Origin of the sequence: Niallia sp. FSL W8-0177 (genome assembly GCF_038006285.1) — a bacterium.
GTDB classification, from domain to species: domain Bacteria; phylum Bacillota; class Bacilli; order Bacillales; family Cytobacillaceae; genus Niallia; species Niallia circulans_A.
Genome location: NZ_JBBOUX010000001.1, coordinates 3,434,007 through 3,452,353 on the forward strand (window position 1 = coordinate 3,434,007; position 18,347 = coordinate 3,452,353).

At 34.3% G+C, this 18,347-nt stretch carries 13 protein-coding genes; 3 read left to right on the forward strand and 10 right to left on the reverse strand.

From position 1 onward, the window contains the following. Positions 1–237: 237 nt before the first annotated feature. Together NST77_RS16765 and NST77_RS16770 are read right to left on the reverse strand one after the other, a co-directional pair. A complete protein-coding gene (locus tag NST77_RS16765; RefSeq protein ID WP_095329821.1) occupies positions 238–951 on the reverse strand; it encodes a GntR family transcriptional regulator in 714 nt (237 codons plus the stop codon). A gap of 120 nt (positions 952–1,071) precedes the next feature. Then, positions 1,072–2,271, reverse strand: a complete 1,200-nt coding sequence (locus NST77_RS16770) for an enolase C-terminal domain-like protein (RefSeq protein WP_095329820.1) — start codon at positions 2,269–2,271, stop codon at positions 1,072–1,074. 302 nt (positions 2,272–2,573) lie between these two features. Between NST77_RS16770 and NST77_RS16775 the strand changes: the two genes are divergently transcribed. Next, entirely contained in the window at positions 2,574–3,962 is a 1,389-nt protein-coding gene (locus NST77_RS16775; RefSeq protein WP_095329819.1) for a PTS transporter subunit EIIC, read from the forward strand. A gap of 87 nt (positions 3,963–4,049) precedes the next feature. On the opposite strand, the gene NST77_RS16780 is transcribed toward NST77_RS16775, so the two are convergent. The 8 genes from NST77_RS16780 to NST77_RS16815 form a co-directional block, all read right to left on the reverse strand. Continuing rightward, positions 4,050–4,745, reverse strand: coding sequence for an excalibur calcium-binding domain-containing protein (locus tag NST77_RS16780; RefSeq protein ID WP_095329862.1), 696 nt, complete (start codon positions 4,743–4,745; stop codon positions 4,050–4,052). Between the two features lie 274 nt (positions 4,746–5,019). Continuing rightward, positions 5,020–6,681: an ABC transporter permease gene (locus tag NST77_RS16785; protein WP_047944411.1), complete on the reverse strand. Its 1,662-nt coding sequence runs from the start codon at positions 6,679–6,681 to the stop codon at positions 5,020–5,022. 3 nt (positions 6,682–6,684) lie between these two features. Further along, on the reverse strand, positions 6,685–7,767 hold the full coding sequence (locus NST77_RS16790) for an ABC transporter ATP-binding protein (protein WP_047944412.1): 1,083 nt from the start codon (positions 7,765–7,767) through the stop codon (positions 6,685–6,687). 24 nt (positions 7,768–7,791) lie between these two features. Continuing rightward, positions 7,792–8,820: an ABC transporter substrate-binding protein gene (locus NST77_RS16795; protein WP_341123243.1), complete on the reverse strand. Its 1,029-nt coding sequence runs from the start codon at positions 8,818–8,820 to the stop codon at positions 7,792–7,794. 95 nt (positions 8,821–8,915) lie between these two features. After that, a complete protein-coding gene (locus NST77_RS16800) occupies positions 8,916–9,680 on the reverse strand; it encodes a response regulator transcription factor (protein ID WP_341123244.1) in 765 nt (254 codons plus the stop codon). A 7-nt stretch (positions 9,681–9,687) separates the two neighbouring features. After that, positions 9,688–11,328: a sensor histidine kinase gene (locus tag NST77_RS16805; protein ID WP_095329817.1), complete on the reverse strand. Its 1,641-nt coding sequence runs from the start codon at positions 11,326–11,328 to the stop codon at positions 9,688–9,690. A 349-nt stretch (positions 11,329–11,677) separates the two neighbouring features. Beyond that, positions 11,678–13,078 carry a PTS system trehalose-specific EIIBC component gene (treP, locus tag NST77_RS16810; RefSeq protein WP_095329816.1) on the reverse strand — a complete coding sequence of 467 codons (1,401 nt, stop codon included), beginning with the start codon at positions 13,076–13,078 and terminating at the stop codon, positions 11,678–11,680. A gap of 1,148 nt (positions 13,079–14,226) precedes the next feature. Continuing rightward, positions 14,227–16,887 carry a YhgE/Pip domain-containing protein gene (locus NST77_RS16815; RefSeq protein WP_341123245.1) on the reverse strand — a complete coding sequence of 887 codons (2,661 nt, stop codon included), beginning with the start codon at positions 16,885–16,887 and terminating at the stop codon, positions 14,227–14,229. A 462-nt stretch (positions 16,888–17,349) separates the two neighbouring features. Between NST77_RS16815 and NST77_RS16820 the strand changes: the two genes are divergently transcribed. Then, positions 17,350–17,613: a SunI/YnzG family protein gene (locus NST77_RS16820; protein WP_095329809.1), complete on the forward strand. Its 264-nt coding sequence runs from the start codon at positions 17,350–17,352 to the stop codon at positions 17,611–17,613. 580 nt (positions 17,614–18,193) lie between these two features. Continuing rightward, positions 18,194–18,334: a hypothetical protein gene (locus NST77_RS16825; RefSeq protein WP_341123246.1), complete on the forward strand. Its 141-nt coding sequence runs from the start codon at positions 18,194–18,196 to the stop codon at positions 18,332–18,334. The last annotated feature ends 13 nt before the right edge of the window (positions 18,335–18,347 follow it).

The following is an 18,347-nucleotide window of genomic DNA, read 5'->3' on the forward strand; positions in this document are numbered from 1 at the left end:
TTCTTCATCAACCATAACAAATGTAAACAATGTTTTCATCCATACATTCTAAAGAGAATACACAAAAAAGACATGATATATTTAATTTGTCTTATTTTTTTGGTTTTTTTATCCAAAATTATAGAGGGTTTAATGATGTGGTGAAGGAGGTATTGAAGGTTGTTTTATTGATATACAAATAAATAGGACATTTTTTTTAGTCCTATTCCTTAGGAGGAAAAAACAAATATTTTCCTCCTAATTCTTCCTATACTGGTGACTATATGGATTAAACGGAGTGAAATAAGAAACGGAGTAGTCCAAGTTTATCATCTCACTATATTCAAATACGGTGCCATTCTGCAGAATTCCTCGATTAAAAATCTTCATAGCAGCCGTACCCTTTTTACAGTTAAGCAGCTCGGCATCTTCTTTACTGACATTTATGGCACTATAGGTAGTAATAAAATGAGAGATTTGATAGCCACATTGCTGGACATACTCATGAACGGAGTTTTTTACTGCTTCCTCCTCTAAATCTGGGAAATAGACACACGGAAGTCTTGTCGTTTCTATTTGCATTTTTTGAAAATCCACAATGCGAACACGTTTATACTCCCATACTTTTGTTTTTTTACCACTTAAGTCAAATATTTTTTCTAAAGCATGATCTGCCTCTATTTTTTTAAAATAAATAATTTTTGATTGAATATCTTTAAACTTTCTTTCTGTGAGTGAATTATATATTAAAGGGCTTTTATACCGTGTCTCATTTACAAAAATTCCTGAACCCTGAATAACTTTTACACACCCTATATTCACAAGCTTTTTTAGTGCTTCACGAATAGTGTATCTCGATACATCATAATGTCTTGCCAGTTCTCTTTCCGTTGGGATTTTTTCGCCAGCTTTATATTTATTTTGATAAATCTTACTTAAAATATCTTCTGCTATAAAGTCTCTTTTTTTCATCATTCTTACCTCTCAAACAGAATAAGTTTCATCCGCCTCATCATTCTAACATATATTTATTTCTTAAAAATAAAAGAAAGAGACAGATCCCTTTTACTAAGACCTCTCTCTTCATTTCTATTATGGTGTATGAATAGCGCCGTTTGGTATTCGGGCTTGTGTCCATTCATGTTTGCGATAGATAACAGGGTAATTCTTCGCCATTTCCTCATCAAATTCTACGCCAATTCCCTCTCTTTCAATTGGGTAAATATAACCTTCATGCACTTTTATCGCATGCGGGAACATTTTCATTGTCGTTTCATCTGGTTCCTGAATCTCTTGAATTGCCGCGCTATGAAGATGAATATTTAAATGCGTATTAACCGCCACCCCAATTGGCGTCATATCAGAAGGCCCATGCCACGCAATGCGCACACCAAAATTTTCACAAAGAGCAGCTAGCTTAAGTGCTGGGGTAATTCCACCAATTTGTGAAACATGACAGCGTATATAATCAATTTGTCGATTAACGATTAGATTTCTCCATTCCATTGGATTATTAAAAAGTTCTCCCGTCGCAATAGGTGTCGTACATTGTACTTTTAGTTGGGAAAGCCATTCATTTTGATCAGGCGGCAAAATATCTTCTAAGAAATAAAGCTTATATGGTTCCAGTTCTTTTGCCAACTGAAGGGCTTGATTTGGAAATAACCGCTCATGAACATCGTGTAAGAAGTGAATAGAATAGCCATATTTTTCACGAAGTGCCTTAAACATAGTAATGACATCTGTCATATAAATATCTGGATCAAAATATTCCCCTTCACTTAGCTCGTTCGTCAAGTGCATTTTTTGATTTTTCCCACCATATTTCCCCAACTGACAACGAATATGACGATATCCCTTTTGGATTAACTCATCAACATTGGCGAAAAGTTCATCGAGTGTTAATCCGTCTGCATGAGTATATGCGGCAATGGCATTTTTAGATTTTCCGCCTAGCAATTGATAAAGAGGCATATTAGCAAGCTTTGCTTTTATATCCCATAAGGCCATGTCGATGCCGGCAATCGCATTATTTATTACTGGTCCATTGCGCCAATAGGAATTCACCATCATCATCTGCCATAAATCTTCAATATGATTGGCATCTTTATTTAATAATAAGGGTTTTAGATATTCCTCAAGGATGGATTGAACTGCTAAAGGCCGCTGCTGAAAGGTTGCACAGCCATATCCATAAATCCCTTTATTAGTTTCCACTTTCACGACAACTAAATTATGCCGATGTGGATTGGTTACAAAAGATTTAATATCTGTTATAATTGTCGGTTCCACCAAAATCTCCTTCTCTCTCTTTGCTTCTTCTTGTCAAATCAAAGCCAATCAATACTTAAATTTAAACATAGGAAAAATACAGCGTCAATTTGGTTAGGCAAGTCATAATATAACGTTAATTTACCGTACCAATTTTATAAACAAATCGGAAAAAACCTTTATTTTATAAGGACCAGATCATTATCTTGGTATTTTTAAACCGTTTTCAAAAATTAAAGAGCTATGCTATGATTTCCTTGTCAAATCAAAGTGCAATTATACATTTTCCGCATTTATGTAAGAGGAAAGGATGCTATGAAACTATGAGGGAAAAAGACACGATTTCAAAAATCATTGAATATGTTGGCGGTAAAAGTAATATTAAAAAAGTTTGGCATTGTATGACTCGTTTACGTTTCGATTTATATGACCAGTCGTTAATAAAAAGAGAGCAAATAAAACAGCTGGATGGAGTAATCGGAGAACAATTACAAAGTGATCAATACCAAATCATTATTGGTACCCATGTCCAAAAATTTTATACAGCAATCATCGATGAGTTAGGACTAGATGAAGATAAGCAAGAAGCACAAGAAGGCGACAAGAAAAAAGGAGTTTTTGGAAGATTACTAGATGTTGTTTCAGGTGTTTTCGGACCAATAGTTCCTGCTATTGCCGGAGCTGGAATGATAAAAGGGATATTAGCTGGACTCATTGCCTTAAATATTCTTTCTAAGGAAAGTGAAACTGTCACTATTTTAGATTTAGTTGCAAGCGGTGTCTTTTACTTTCTACCATTCTTTTTAGCAGCCTCAGCAGCAAAAATCTTTAAAACCAATCAATACTTAGCTATTGCCATCGCTGGAGGACTGATGTATCCAACCTTATTGGATGCAGCTAAATTAGGAGAAATAAGTCAATTCCAATTTATCGGCTTACCGATTCCCGTTATTAATTATTCTGGTACAGTTATACCTGTTATCCTTTCAGTTTGGGCATTAAGCCATATTCACAAATGGGTGGACCGTTTTATGCCAAATGTTTTACGCACAGTATTTACACCTACTTTGGCTCTATTTATTGCTATTCCTTTTTCTTTAATTGTCACGGGTCCATTGGGTGGTTATGTCGGTAAGGCATTGGCTTATGTTATCGAACTTTTATTTGATATTTCGCCTATAGTAGCTGGTGTTGTAATGGGAGGAGCAAGACCCATTGAAATTGTATTCGGAGTGCATCACGCTATCACGCCAATCGCCCTGCAAAACTTCGCCGATAAAGGCTATGATATGTTAATGCCAATGATGTTTATGACCAATATGGCAATTGCTGGAGCGACCTTTGCTATGTTCTTTAAAGCAAAAAATAAAATGGAGAAATCGATTATCATTTCTGCAACTATATCAGCACTACTCGGCATTACAGAACCTGCTTTATTCGGTGTATTAATTAAAAATAAAAAAGCATTTATTGCATGTACAATCGGAAGTGCCATTGCCGCTACCTTCTTTGCCGCTGCAGGAGTGAGAATATATGGCTATATCCTTTCTAGTATCGTAAGTCTAGTTGCCTATGTTGGTCCTTACTTCCCATATGCGATAGCTGGAATTATTATTGCCATCGGATCCGCTTTCTTGATTGCCTACTTTACGATTAAAAAAGCTGATACTAATGATGTAAATGAGCCTGTTTCTGATACACAGAAGCTTTAATGCTAGCTACTAAAATAGCTGTCTCTACAAAGAGACAGCTATTAATCATAAGAATAGATAAATATGTATTAATTAATGAAAGATTTCTTATCTCTCACAAGCATACCCATCCTTATCTCTATCCATTTTTGACTGATAAGCAGGATGAGAGCTTGGTACCCCATTTGGATAGACAGATCTTAATTCCGTACAATTAGCAAAATTATTATTGCCTGAATTAACAGTTGAAGCAGTTGCATTATTATTTTTGGAACTAGCGGTACTGCCTGAATTCGAAGCTTTTGTTGAAGATCTTGATGGCGTGTTCGCCGCAGCAACTTTGTCTTCTAAGTTATTTACTTTTTCTTCAAGCTCCTTCTTTTCACTTTCTAAGTTAGCGATTTTTTCTTCTTGTGATTTTTTGTATGCTGCAAATTCCTTATCTTGATCCTTGCTATCAGAGAGCTTAGCTTCTGTATCACTTAATTCAGTTGAAAGTTTTTCTTTATCTGATTCGAGTTCTACAACTTTATCTTCAAGCTCTTTTGCTTTTGTTTTTAATGCTTTTACTTCTGACTCTAATTTACTATTCTTTCCCTCTACTTCTTGTAATTGTCCTTGAGTTCCTGTATCAAGAAAAGAAGCCGAAAGAATCATTAATAAGAAACCACCAATTAAGGAAAAATAAAATATTTTCTTTGAAAGAATTGGATTTCTGCCTCTCACCTTTTTAAGCAAATAGATAACGAAGTAAATAAGCGCAAATACCATTAATAATAATCCTATAAGTCCTAAGCCAATCATGCTATCCTCCAAAAAATTATATTTAGGAGCCTCTTCCTATAACTTGAAAAGTAGTCATTAAGAAGTAAATCCCACCCATTTACTATCGGTAGTTTTTCCTATATTTCTATAAAATTCTTTCGACAAAATCTGCATATTCCTTTTAATTTTACTATCTCAATACAAAAAACTCCAATCTCACAAAACCGATATAACGCAGTTTTGATGAGATGGGAGCCTCTTTGATTTGCATCTACTTCTCTTAAACAACTACTCGTTAATCTATAGGCAAAAGTTATAGCGTAATACTATCATTTTTAGATACTTTCATAAATATTAAGAGAGAGAGAACTGTTATTATCGTTAATATTGTAGACAGTGCTGCTGCAATACCATAATTCCCCCGAATTACCTCCGTATAGATTGCTACTGTCATTGTTTTGGTATTTACCGTATATAGCAATATGGACGTAGAAAGCTCTGAAAGCATGGTAATCCAGCTCAATATTGCTCCAGAGATAATGCCAGGCAACATCATTGGAACGGTTATTTTGATAAAAGTATTTAACCGGCTACTGCCTAAACTTTCAGCCGCTTCCTCAATAGAAGGTGGAATTTGCTGTAAGGAGGCTACTGATGATCTTATCGTATACGGCAATCTTCTAATAGATAAAGAAATAACCATAATAAACGCTGTACCAGTAATTGCGATTATTCCACTTCCACCTATTCCCGTATTAAATGATGCTAATAAGGCTATCCCTAAAACAGTGCCAGGAACAATATAAGGAATCATACTTAAACTATCAATCAATGATGTAAATAGGTTACGTTTCCTTACCGCCAAATAAGAAATAAAGATAGCAAAAATAACTACGATTACTAGGGCTAAGAAAGGTATCCTTATCGTGTTAATTATCGCTGATCCCATTCTATCCCATGCTTCTATATAACTATTAAAAGAATATCCCTCTTGAAATACCATCCCTTTTGTATTTAAAAACGAGGTATACATCAGGTAAAATTGTGGCAGCATCGCAATAAATACAATGCCATAAACTACTATATAAACAAAAAGTTTCTTAAATCCTTTCATACTTTTGGGCTGCACAGGGTGAAGCGAACTCATACTAAAAGAATTTTTATTGGACACATATTTCTGAATTAAAAATATGACTAAGGCAATAACAATTGCAATAATAGCTAAAGAAGCTGCAAATGCTGCATTTCCTCCTACCTCACTAATGAACTGCGTATAAATTAACACCGGGAAAGTTCGATAACCTTCTCCAATTAACATTGGGGTTCCAAAATCGGAAAACGCCCGCATAAAAACTAGTAAAGCTCCTGCTAAAATGGTAGGAATCAACAGTGGTAATAACACTTTGAAAAACCGAGCTATTCCTGTACATCCCATACTCTCAGCTGCTTCTAAAATCGAATTATCAATACTCTTGAAGGCACCTGTAACATATAAGAAAATAAGCGGAAACAACTGCAAAGTAAAAACTAGGGTTATTCCAGAAAATCCGTAAATATCAAATGGAGGAAAATGAAGATATTCCACTAAAAATTTAGTAATGACTCCATTTCTTCCTAATAATAGGATCCATGAGTAGGCACCAATAAAAGGTGCTGACATGGAAGCTATAATAATTAATACTTGCAGCACTTTTTTTCCTTTAAACTGAAACATGGAAAATAAATAAGCTAAAGTTATTCCAATTACTAACGCAAAGAACGTTGCAGAAATAGAAACTTTAAAACTATTGATTAATGTTTCCGAGTAGTAACTTTTAGAGAAAAACTCAACAAAGTATTTTAATGAAAAGGAACCATTTATAAATAATGCTTGTATTAAAATCATTAATACCGGATATATAAGGAAAACGGTATAAGTAAGAAGGATAAATAAGGAGGAGCCGGTCCAAATATTAAATTTAAACTTGTTTCTCATTATTTACACCCCCAATAAATTACGTGAACCATCATCTGTAAATATATTGATTTTTTGTTTATTTATCGCCAGCCAGACTTCATCCCCAGCCTTCAAATCCTCTTCAAATGTTGACTCTTCACTTACTTGAATATTTTCTCCTGTATCAAGATGAATGAAATATTCCGTATTCATTCCTAGGTAAACACTATCAGTTATTACGCCACGAATAGTATCAGGATTTTGCTTTGTTCTTACATATTCCTCTGGTCTAATACTCACTCTAACTCTTTGACTATGTTCGCTGGCTAGTTCATCAAAGGGAAGATTAAAACCATTTTCGAACTCTATTGTGGCACTATCTCCAGTAGAAACTAGTTTCGCTTCTTGTATATTGGTTCTCCCAATAAAGGTAGCAACAAATTCATTAGCAGGGCGGTGATATAATTCTTTCGGACTTCCAATTTGCTGAATTACTCCATTATTCATAACAGCAATCTGATCTGAAATTGCCATGGCTTCTTCTTGATCATGGGTAACATATACGGTTGTTATTCCCACTTCTCTTTGGATATCCCTAATAGCTTGGCGCATATCAAGTCTTAATTTAGCATCTAAGTTACTTAGCGGTTCATCCATCAGTAGTACATCAGGATTTATTGCTAATGCACGTGCTAGCGCAACACGCTGCTGTTGTCCACCACTTAATTTTTCTGGTTTCCGCTCACTATATTGCTCAATTTGCATTAATTTCAAATATTGAGTCGTCCTCTGTTGGATTTCCTCTTTCGTAAGTTTTCTTTGTTTTAAACCAAATTCTACATTTTCTCTTACCGTTAAATGAGGAAAGATTGCGTAGTTTTGAAATACCATTCCAATATTTCTTTTACTTGGTTCTTTATCATTTATTCTGTTCTCATTAAAATAGAAGTTTCCTCCTTCTATTGAATTAAAACCAGCTATCATTCTCAGTAAGGTTGTTTTCCCACATCCAGATGGACCTAAGAGGGTAAATAAAGATCCATCTTTTATGTTCAGGGTTAGATCTGGAATTACCGCTACTCCTCCATATTCCTTTTTGGCATGCTCTATATTAATAAAACTCATTCTCTTTCACCTCCTGGCCTCTCATTATTTAGATTGAATATCAACAAATATTTCATTATAATGTTGGACAATTTCATCCTTATGCTGAATAACATATTCATAGTCTTCTGTTAATGTCTTAATATCTGCAAGCGGCTTCATATTTTCTCCGATTTCTACATCATCTCTAACTGGTCTATTAGTTGTTGATTTTGCAAGTACCTCTTGAACATCTTTAGAAATAATGAAATCAAGGAATTTTTTCGCATTATCCATATTTTTGGCATTTTTCACAACCGCTGAGTTTGCAGGTAAGAAAACCGTACCTTCTTCTGGATAAATAATTTCAACATTCGCTCCATCATTCAATAACTTCACTGTCGGATCTTCATAAGATAATCCAACTGCCATCTCTCCATCGGCCACTGTTTTATATACATTACTAGAACTAGAGTTGATTTTTCCATCTATATTTGTAAAGAGATCTTCTACATAATTCCAGGCATCATCTGAATCATATCCGCCCTTTGCAAGTAAAATATTCGTTAATTGCGAAAATGCACTTGATGAATTAACTGGATCAGCTGTAGAGATTTTTCCTTTTAACTCGGGATTCAATAAATCAGCATATCCTTTAATATCCACTCCTTTTGTCAGATCTTTATTTACAACAAGTACACTTCCATCTAAAGTAAATGGAGTAGAATACCCATTAGTATTGCGATATTCCTCTATTACGTTTTCGTTTTCAGCAGAAACATATTCTTCGAATAATTCTCCATGAAGAGCATAAGTAGTATAGGTTCCTCCAAACATTACATCCGCCACTGGAGAGTCTTTTTCGCTTTCCAACTTTTTGAATAACTCTCCTGTACCAGCCTGAATTAACTCAACCTTGATTCCATATTTTTCTTCAAAGGCAGGGATTGTCGCATTAATTAACCCTTCTGAATTTGGTGTGTAAATAACTAATTTATCCGATGCTCCTTCTCCCGCTTTCTCTTCAGATGAACAAGCAGTTAGTGCTAATACACCCACAACTACTAAAATGAACATTTTCCAATATCTTTTCATTTATTATCCTCTCCTTATCATTGATATGTTTAGGATAATATATAAGCAAACGCTTTCAAATGGTACTATTCTATAAATTCAGAGAAAATTCTACACTACTTTCTCTCCAAAAATTCAGTACAAGTATATCCTGTGTATTTCTTAAACACTTGATTAAAATACTTATAATCAGTGAAACCAACTTTTTCAGCTATTTGATAAATTTTATACTCTCCGCGTTGAACCTCTTCAATTGATTTTTTTATTCGATATTGATTCAGGTATTCATTAAAAGTTTGTTTGGTTTCCTCTTTAAATTTCTTATAAAGAAGAGATGAGCTATATCCCAGTTCATTTGACACTGCATTAAAAGTAAACTTTTTTGCGTAATTTTTCTCAATATATTGAATCATCTGCTTAACTAAATGATCATAATGACCCTCAAAAGATGAATGTGCTAACCCCTTAATCATATCGTCTATTTTCTGCTTTTCCTTTTGTTCCAGTTTCAATATATCTACCATTGTCCCTGCTTTTCTGATAGCTTCTTTTAATTCGGATTCATTTGTCGGTTTTACAATAAATTCAACTGCGTCATAAGAAATTGCCTTTTTTGCATTAGGAAAATCATTATATCCCGAGACAATAATTTTTGAAAAAATAAGATATTTTGTTTCTTCAAGCATTTGAAAGGCATTTTTTCTTGGCATATTAATATCTGTAATGACAATATCAGGCTTTAGTTCATTTATAAGTTCAATTCCTTCTTCCCCATCACTTGCTTCTCCAATTACTACGCAATTAACTGATTCATAATCGAAACCATAACGCAGCCATTTTCTTATTAATTTTTCATCTTCAATAATGAGAACTCTGTACATTTTTCTCTCACTCCCTGATTTTCATAATGACAGTCGTATGTTCCCCAGGACTTTTTACTTTGAAGTAAGAATTTGGGTACATTAATAATAATCTTCTCTTTGCATTATATAGGCCATGATGGTTCCCACTTTTCTTAAATACATTTGAATTTACTTTAACTAACGTACTATCATCTATACCTCCTCCATTATCGCTTATTTGTATCGTCAAACTTTCCCCAGTTCTGACGATATTAATTGATAAATGTAAATCTCTTCTATCTCTAAATCCATATTTCATACTATTTTCTACTATTGGCAAAATTAACAATTTCGGAATGAGGAATTCCTCTGTTTGTTCCTCTATCGTTATGTCAAACGTAAATCGCTCAAACCGTTCTTTGCAAATTTCCAAATAGTTTTTAATATAAAGCATATCGGTTTTAATGGCTGCTACTTCATTCATTTTGGAAATGCTATATCTCAAAATGGTATTTAGATTTAAGATTAATTTGTTAGCTAATTCTGTATCATAATAAGTTGCTACTCGTATCGTTTCCAATGTATTATACAGAAAGTGAGGATTAAATTGCGCCTCTAGCATTTTGCGTTCTGAGATGACATTTTCCTTTAGTAAAGAAATGTTATTTTGATTTAATTCTTCTAATTCATCGAGCATTTGATTTATATTTTCACTCAAAAACTGGAATTCATCTTTTGACTCTATCTTAAAGCGATAGTTTTTATTATTTGTTACTTTTTTCATTTCATTGGATATAAATTCCACATATCTAGCATTATTGTAAGCGATCTTTTTAGAGGAATAACGAGAAAAAAGTAATAAAAAGAAAACCAAAATCATGACGATGCTAAACGAAAAGCGCCATAATATGTTTAGTGATTCTAATTTTTTATAAACAATTAAATTCATATTTGATTCCAGCAGTCTATGTTTGGAGTAATAGTTCTCTTCTTCACTTTGAAAATTTCCATCCCTTACTTCTGAACTTACTTTTTCTAAAGATCCTTTTAAAAATTCGAATGAGCTACTGGAGAAAACATTATGATAATTATCATACAGTAGATATTGGGTTCCATTTCCTGAAGAATTTTGCAGAAAATCATTTCCATTCATTAAAAAAGCCGCATATCCAATCGTATAGGAATCCTCCTTTATCTTTTTTAAGGATAATAAGGTATGCTCTCTTTGAGGAGTCATAAATATCCGACGGATAACTTTTTCCTCTAATGGATTATTATCTACTACCGTATTTAAGAAATAGATCAACCTAATATCTTCTTTCTTCTCGCTATCAAATAATAAATTTTTATTTTTATCCAATAATAATAACCGAATTCTTATATTCCTTTCCTTTCTGCTTAGAAGGTGATAATACTCTTCATATAAATCTCTATCAGTTAATTTTCCATCTACATATCTTGCAAATATGGTTTCGCTGTACATTTCTAAATTTTCATCAAGGTAACTAGTTATACTTTTATACTGATTAGTAATCCTTTCCCTTTCTTCTGTTATTTCTTGGTTGATTGAATAGTAATAGTAGCCAAATAGTCCTCCAAAAATCACCAAGGAAGCCAGCGAGATAGTAATAAGCGAACTTACCATAATTTCCTTTCGTAATCTATCTTTAAATTTAAACGTTTTCAAAAAAAATGATTCACCCACCTTTCTTTACTAACTCCTTATTATTACGACTACTTTACCAAGATAATTAAAAATTGGAAAGGTAATTTGAAAAACGATACTCACAAACTATTAAATACCAAAAACAGCAGAAGAGACAATTCAAGATAAATAGGATTGTTCTATGCGAATTATATGACTTTCAGGATCATATTGTAAGTCGCATATTAATGTATTCTTCACCATATAAGATAAAAAGAAGCATAGATTTCTTTTCACTTTCTTTCTTAATCATTTATGTAGGTATGTTTAAATAAAAACAGAAGATATCAATATGAATCATTGATACCTTCTGTTATAAATACTCTACTATTTATTGCGCCTTGCGCACTTTTCCAAATAATATTGTTAAAAGGAATGGGACGATTATGACAATGGCCATTCCAATGAAGAATGCTCCCCAATTATTAGGGAAAATGGACAGGAATCCTGGCAAGCCGCCTACTCCTATTGAAGGTGCTTTTACTGCTTGGATAGAAATAAAGGCACCAGCTATAGCAGATCCAATAATGGCCGAAATAAAGGCAAAGCGGAAGCGCAGATTAACACCAAACAACGCTGGCTCCGTAACACCAAGATACGCGGAGATAGCTGAAGTTACTGACAAACTCTTTAATTTTTCATCTTTTAATATAAACAACATGGCAAGTGCTGCTGACCCTTGAGCAATATTGGATAAAGCAACCATCGGCCATAGAAATGTTCCGCCAGTGCTTCCGATCAACTGCAAATCTACTGCTAAGAATGTATGATGCATACCAGTAATAACAAGCGGTGCATATAATCCGCCGTATATTAATCCACCTAAAATTGGCGCAAAATCAAAAATTGCTACAACGCCATCTGTAATTAAGTTGCCAATAAAAAATGTGATGGGACCGATTGCAATAAATGATACAAAACCAGTTACAAGTAAAGCAATAGGTGCTACGAATAACATTTGAAAAGAATCTGGAATTCTGTTTCTTAAGAAAATTTCTAATTTAGCTAAAACATAAGAAGCAAGCAGGACTGGTAAAACCTGACCTTGATAGCCAACCTTTTCTACTTCTAAACCAAAAATGTTCCATGTCGGAATTTCTTTTGCACTTCCATATCCCCATGCATTCAATAAATCAGGATGAACGAGCATTAATCCAAGCACAATCCCTAATAAAGGACTGCCGCCAAATCGAGTCATTGCAGACCAGCCGATTAAACCGGGTAAAAAAGTAAACGCTGTATTAGCTATTAAATTGATAATACTAGCAAAGTCTGCCCATTGTGGATATGCTTGAACCACCGATTGCTCAAAAAAGATACCTTCACCTGTTAGGACATTATTGATTCCCATTAGTAAACCAGCTGTTACAATTGCAGGCAAAATCGGAATAAATATATCAGCTAACATTTTTACAGCACGCTGTAATGGATTTAAATTTTGTTCTGAGGCTTTTTTGACATCATCTTTCGACCCTTCGGATGCACCCGTTTGATTGATTAATTCTTTATAAACCTTCTCCACCGTACCTGGACCAATTACAACTTGAAATTGTCCATTTGCCGAAAACGACCCTTTCACTAAATCTATTGATTCAAGCTTCTCTTTATCTACTTTTCCTTCATCTGCTAATGCAAATCGCAATCTTGTCACACAATGCGTTGCAGCAGAAATATTCTCTTTGCCGCCAATCGCGTCAATTATATTACTAACCTGCTGTTTATCTATGCTCATTTCTTACGTCCTCCCATTCTATGATGAAGATGAATTCTATTCCAAAACTAATAAAACGTTTGCAAATATTTGTCGAATCTTGTATATACATGTTATAAAACTAATGATATAGATGTATATACAAGTTGTCAATGAAAAAGTAATACGTTTACAATGATATTTTTTTCCATTTGTTTCTGAAATATAAATCCTATTAGTAGTTATAAAACAAGTAAAATCGTATTGTATTTAATGATGATATTAAATCCTGCCAACCTTCCGTAGCTGAAGGGAGAAGATATTCATTCTTTTCTATAATATTTTAAGGATGTTTCTAATAGTTTGAGTTTGGAAAGCAAATACTTACAATGAAGCCATTAGCAATCAGCTGTTTACGTCATAGGAGTAGTAAAATATAGGAGAAATTACTGGAAAGATGCTTCCCAGTATGGCAAAGATAAGAGAATTCTAGCCGAAATGGGGTTTTATCAGTCAAATCTGTTGGCTTTTCAGCCAAACTTCTTTTTTATCAGCTAAAACTGGGGGCTTTTCAGCCAAACTTCGATCTTATCAGCCAAAACTGGGGGCTTTTCAGCCAAACTTCGATCTTATCAGCCAAAACTGGGGGCTTTTCAGCCAAACTTCGATCTTATCAGCCAAAACTGGGGGCTTTTCAGCCAAACTTCGATCTTATCAGCCAAAACTGGGGGCTTTTCAGCCAAACTTCGATCTTATCAGCCAAAACTGGGGGCTTTTCAGCCAAACTTCTTTTTTATCAGCCAATCTCACTGGCTTTTCAGCCATACTTCTTTTTTATCAGCCAATCTCACTGGCTTTTCAGCCATACTTCTTTTTTATCAGCCAATCTCACTGGCTTTTCAGCCATACTTCTTTTTTATCAGCCAATCTCACTGGCTTTTCAGCCATACTTCTTTTTTATCAGCCAATCTCACTGGCTTTTCAGCTAAAGTCGAATTTTTTCAGCCAACATCAGTTTCCCTTGAAGCCTTACATAATTAACGTAAACACCTAATAAAGCTGATACCTTCCTTCTTTTACCCTTTTAGGCACTACATTATTCTTAAAATAAAAGCAAAATAGACTGTTCTATATGTAGAAACAGTCCTTCGCTTTCCATTATGGGAAATTCCTTGCCCATGTAGTTACTATTAATGTATAATCTCGCTTGCTTTTGCCTTTTCTGTCATTTTTCTTGTTCCATTTGCCAATGGCTTTTTTAAAAATAGAGCAATAATCAAAGCAATTACACTAAAGATGATAAGCATGCTGATTGAAAATAATACTTTTTCCTTTACCATCCCGCCTACGGTTTCTCTTAATAGGTTGATTGCATGTGTAAATGGTAGGTAGGGATTAATTTTTTGGAAAAAAGGTGGTGCAACTTGAATAGGAAAAGTTCCTCCAGAACCAGATAGCTGCAATACAAGAAAAATAATCGCTAATCCCTTACCTAAGTTGCCAAAAACAGAAACCAATGTATAAACAATTGTCATAAATACTAAGCTGATAAACATGCTGAACAATACGAATGCAACTGGCTCAGCTACGTATGCCTTTAAGATAAACATATCTCCCAGTGTCACAATTAAGCTCTGGCATAATCCAATTGTGACAAAGGTTAGCCATCTGCCAAAGTAAATTTGGTTCGGTGTGTAAATTCCTTCAGGATCTCGAACATCCACGCGTAATAAAGAAATGAGCAGCAAGGCACCAACCCATAAACTCAAGGTTGTATAAAAAGGCGAATTCGCTGATCCATAATTAGGAATAGGAAATAACGAATTTTCATTTAATACAATCGGATCAGATATAAAGTCACTTTCTTGTTGTATATCATTTTTCAACAAGGAAATAATTTCTCCTAAATCATACTCATCTTCAAAATTCCGGATAGAATCTGCCGTTTTAGTCAAGGTCGCTTCTAAATTTGGCAATTCATTTTGTACCATATCTGCCGCTTTATGAACAGCCTCTTCCACTCTAGGTAAATCTGTTTTAATAAATGCAGCTACTTTAGAAATATCTTTTTCAGCTGCCGGAAGATCATTACGAACAAAGCTTGCTGCTGCATGAATCTTCTCTTTTAGACTTGGAAAAGATTTTTGATAAAATTCTGCAGCATCATTAATCCTTGCTAGAACTTTATCCATATTTTTCTGGATAAGATTTGTTGTTTCATGAATCTTCTCTTCTATTGTAGGTAGGTCAGAATGAAGCTTTGTTAATTCTTCTTGCGCAAAGGCAAGTGACTCATCCGTATTTTTTAATATCTCTTCTAGCTTTGGTATATTCGCTTGTGCACTTTCCAAATCATTCATTGCATTTTGAGCCGAATCCTTTATCCCCTCTAAAGCACGATGAATAGCTGGCTCTGTTTGCTTGTCATAGCGATTCACTAGAGTAGTACTAAGCTCGATTGCCTCTTGCGACAACGCCAATAAACTGGATGCTTTTTCTTTATCCTCTGCCTGTATCGTTTGTAGCAGCTCTTTTTCTTGCTGAAAATTGGTTTGTAATGCCTGTAAGTTTTTAATTTCAGACAAAAGAGCCTCATCCCCATTTGGAGTTGCACTATTAAGAGTAGTAAATAATGCAATAGAACGTGTTAAACTATCGATACTAGTTTGCACTTGTGCTTGCAAAGCTACTGCATTTGTCTTTGTTTCCTCTTCAGTTAGATTACCATTTTGAACTAATCCAGCAAATTGATGAACAGCATCAGCCGTTTTTTGATGGAGAAGAAGATTTTGTTTATAAACTGGTCCCACCGCATCGAGCGCTTCCCCATTTGCATCGATAAACGCCGGCAGTGTATCTGCTAATTGCTTCCCGTTATTTATCCCTTGTTGGATTTTCTCTAATGAACCACTTGCTGTTTCCAGAAATGACTGCATGTCTTCTACATTTGATAATGCTTTTGTTACCATTTCACTAATGTCAGCAAAATGAGCATCTAGCTCTATCACGCCATCTGCTAGCTTTTGAATCTCTGGCGCCTTTTCCTGTAATACCAGAATGCCTTCTCCAACCTTATCTAGTTCCGGAAGCTTTTCTTCTAATAACAGAATATTTTTACTTGCTTCATTAATATCTGGAAAAGCTGCTTCTAATGTTAAGATTTTTTGGGCTTGTTTATTGATTTCAGGCAATTTACCTTCCAGTGTTACTACTTTTTCTCCTAATTCATTTATTTTCGGAACTTCTTTTTCTAATGCGAAAATTTTCTCTTCTATATTTCTAATCGTCGGTAATTCTTCTTCCAGCTTAATTCCAGCATCATTAAATACACCCAATACGGATTCACTTACCGTATGAATAAAGTTTTCTTTTACTTGCTGCACAATCGTCGAGGCACCAGTAGAAGTCATCTTTGGTGCGATTGCGTTTAACTTTTCATTTACGCTATAATCAATTTCTGGCTTTACTTGTTTGTCCTCTAAAATGGTTGCAATCTTGGCAGAAAAATCATGAGGTATGTACAAGCTTGCATAATACTCTCCTTTTGTAACACCCTCCTTCGCTTTTTCTTTACTTACAAATTCCCAGCCAAGCTTATCATTTTTCTTTAAGCTTGAAATAATTTCATCGCCAATATTGACGGAGGAATCGCGAATAACTGCTCCATCATCTTCACTTGTTACTGCTATTTTTATCCCACTCGTATTCGAATATGGATCCCACGAAGCAGCCAAATTAAACCACGCATATAAAGATGGCAGCACCATTAAAGCCACAATGAGAAGTGCAGCAATAGGCGCCTTAAATATACGAATCCAATCATTTCGGTAAATAGTAAAAACATTCTTCAAAAAAATCACCCTTCGTTAGTTTATGAAGCCGGATAGAAAAGCATTCAGAGGAAAGATTTATTTAATCTTAAACAAAAGCTTCCTTCTGCAATCCCTATCATCTTAATAACGGCAGTCACCTAAAATCCATCCTCTTTTTTCTTAGTATATATTGGAAAAATCTAATATTTCTCTATGATACCACTTCAAGTGATACAACAAAACATTATGGATAAAGGAATTCATACAAAGTCCAAGTAATCAATACAAAACAATCTTCTAAGTAGAAACACTGTAGTACCATTGAATTTTGATTTCTATTCCACCATTTCCGTTTCTCTTTCATGTTCCCACCAAGTTATAAAGCCAATAAAACTTTGTGTTAAGACCCGTCAGTATGTTCATACTCTTTTAAAGAGTTACTTTATCACATGAAACTTTTGTCCATCATCTTCGTAAAATATTAAAAGGAGTGATTGGGCAATGTTGGAAGTCAAAGTAACAAAAAATGATAACAAGTTACAAATAAAATGGCAGCTATGCACCATTGAAATCCCTTTATCAGATATAACAGCAGTAGCAAATGATGAAACCTATGCTGGGAAAGAAATAACCGGAATAAGAATTGGTTTCCCTTATGGAAACACTGACAGGGTCCTTATACATACCAAAACAGATCATTATATTATTTTTACAAGTAGCGGAAATTTGAAGGACAAGATTACGGATTTAATTAAGGAAGAATAAAATTCTTTATCGCCACGATATTGGCTGACTTGTATTTTTGGATAAAAGCCGTTTACTTGAGGTTAAGAGAAACTATTGATTAAAATATACTACCAGTTTTCGAAGTTAATATTACCTTTCTTAAAAATCTTAACCGTACAAGCGGGAGACTTAGTTTTCATCGTTGATGATAGCTGTGGGAGGATACTCCTTGATAAAAAAGATGGCAAGCTAGGCTGGGTATCAACAGCATGATTATAACTCAGAGGGACGGTTTTTTTCCGCTTTCCTTTTTTAGTATGTGCTACCAACAATCTTTTAAGGAAAGAGGAGATTTTCTTATTTGAACGCGTTATCATTTAATGGTATAGTTTATTTTATTAATAAGACTATACAATGAATATTAAGGATTGAATCTAACTATGCTTGTGATTAACGAACTTCCTGAGGTAACCAAGATTTATCCGTCAAGTAGCTTTAAAGGGCTGGAAATTTTATTCCGCATAGAAAATCATGATTATCACTTTCTAATTGGAAATTCTGTTAAACCTTTTCCCTTGAATGTAAAACACGTATTCAAAGAAAAGGATGTCTGTCCGTTATGCAAAAAGAATATTTATGCCGCTCCATTAGGCCAGCAGATTTGTTTAGAATTCCAGAAAAATTTACCCATTCTTTTGCAGTATTTTCAGAAAAAGTTTCCAGAAGTTTTTTAAAAGAAAAAACTAGTAGTGGTTCATGAATGATTAACGGCA

Bases quoted from the DNA above. Each gene is read 5' to 3' on its own strand.
- NST77_RS16765 (WP_095329821.1), bottom strand. From the start codon at position 951: ATGAAAAAAAGAGACTTTATAGCAGAAGATATTTTAAGTAAGATTTAT.
- NST77_RS16775 (WP_095329819.1), top strand. From the start codon at position 2,574: ATGAGGGAAAAAGACACGATTTCAAAAATCATTGAATATGTTGGCGGT.
- NST77_RS16780 (WP_095329862.1), bottom strand. From the start codon at position 4,745: ATGATTGGCTTAGGACTTATAGGATTATTATTAATGGTATTTGCGCTT.
- NST77_RS16785 (WP_047944411.1), bottom strand. From the start codon at position 6,681: ATGAGAAACAAGTTTAAATTTAATATTTGGACCGGCTCCTCCTTATTT.
- NST77_RS16790 (WP_047944412.1), bottom strand. From the start codon at position 7,767: ATGAGTTTTATTAATATAGAGCATGCCAAAAAGGAATATGGAGGAGTA.
- NST77_RS16795 (WP_341123243.1), bottom strand. From the start codon at position 8,820: ATGAAAAGATATTGGAAAATGTTCATTTTAGTAGTTGTGGGTGTATTA.
- NST77_RS16800 (WP_341123244.1), bottom strand. From the start codon at position 9,680: ATGTACAGAGTTCTCATTATTGAAGATGAAAAATTAATAAGAAAATGG.
- treP (WP_095329816.1), bottom strand. From the start codon at position 13,078: ATGAGCATAGATAAACAGCAGGTTAGTAATATAATTGACGCGATTGGC.
- NST77_RS16820 (WP_095329809.1), top strand. From the start codon at position 17,350: ATGTTGGAAGTCAAAGTAACAAAAAATGATAACAAGTTACAAATAAAA.
- NST77_RS16825 (WP_341123246.1), top strand. From the start codon at position 18,194: ATGCAAAAAGAATATTTATGCCGCTCCATTAGGCCAGCAGATTTGTTT.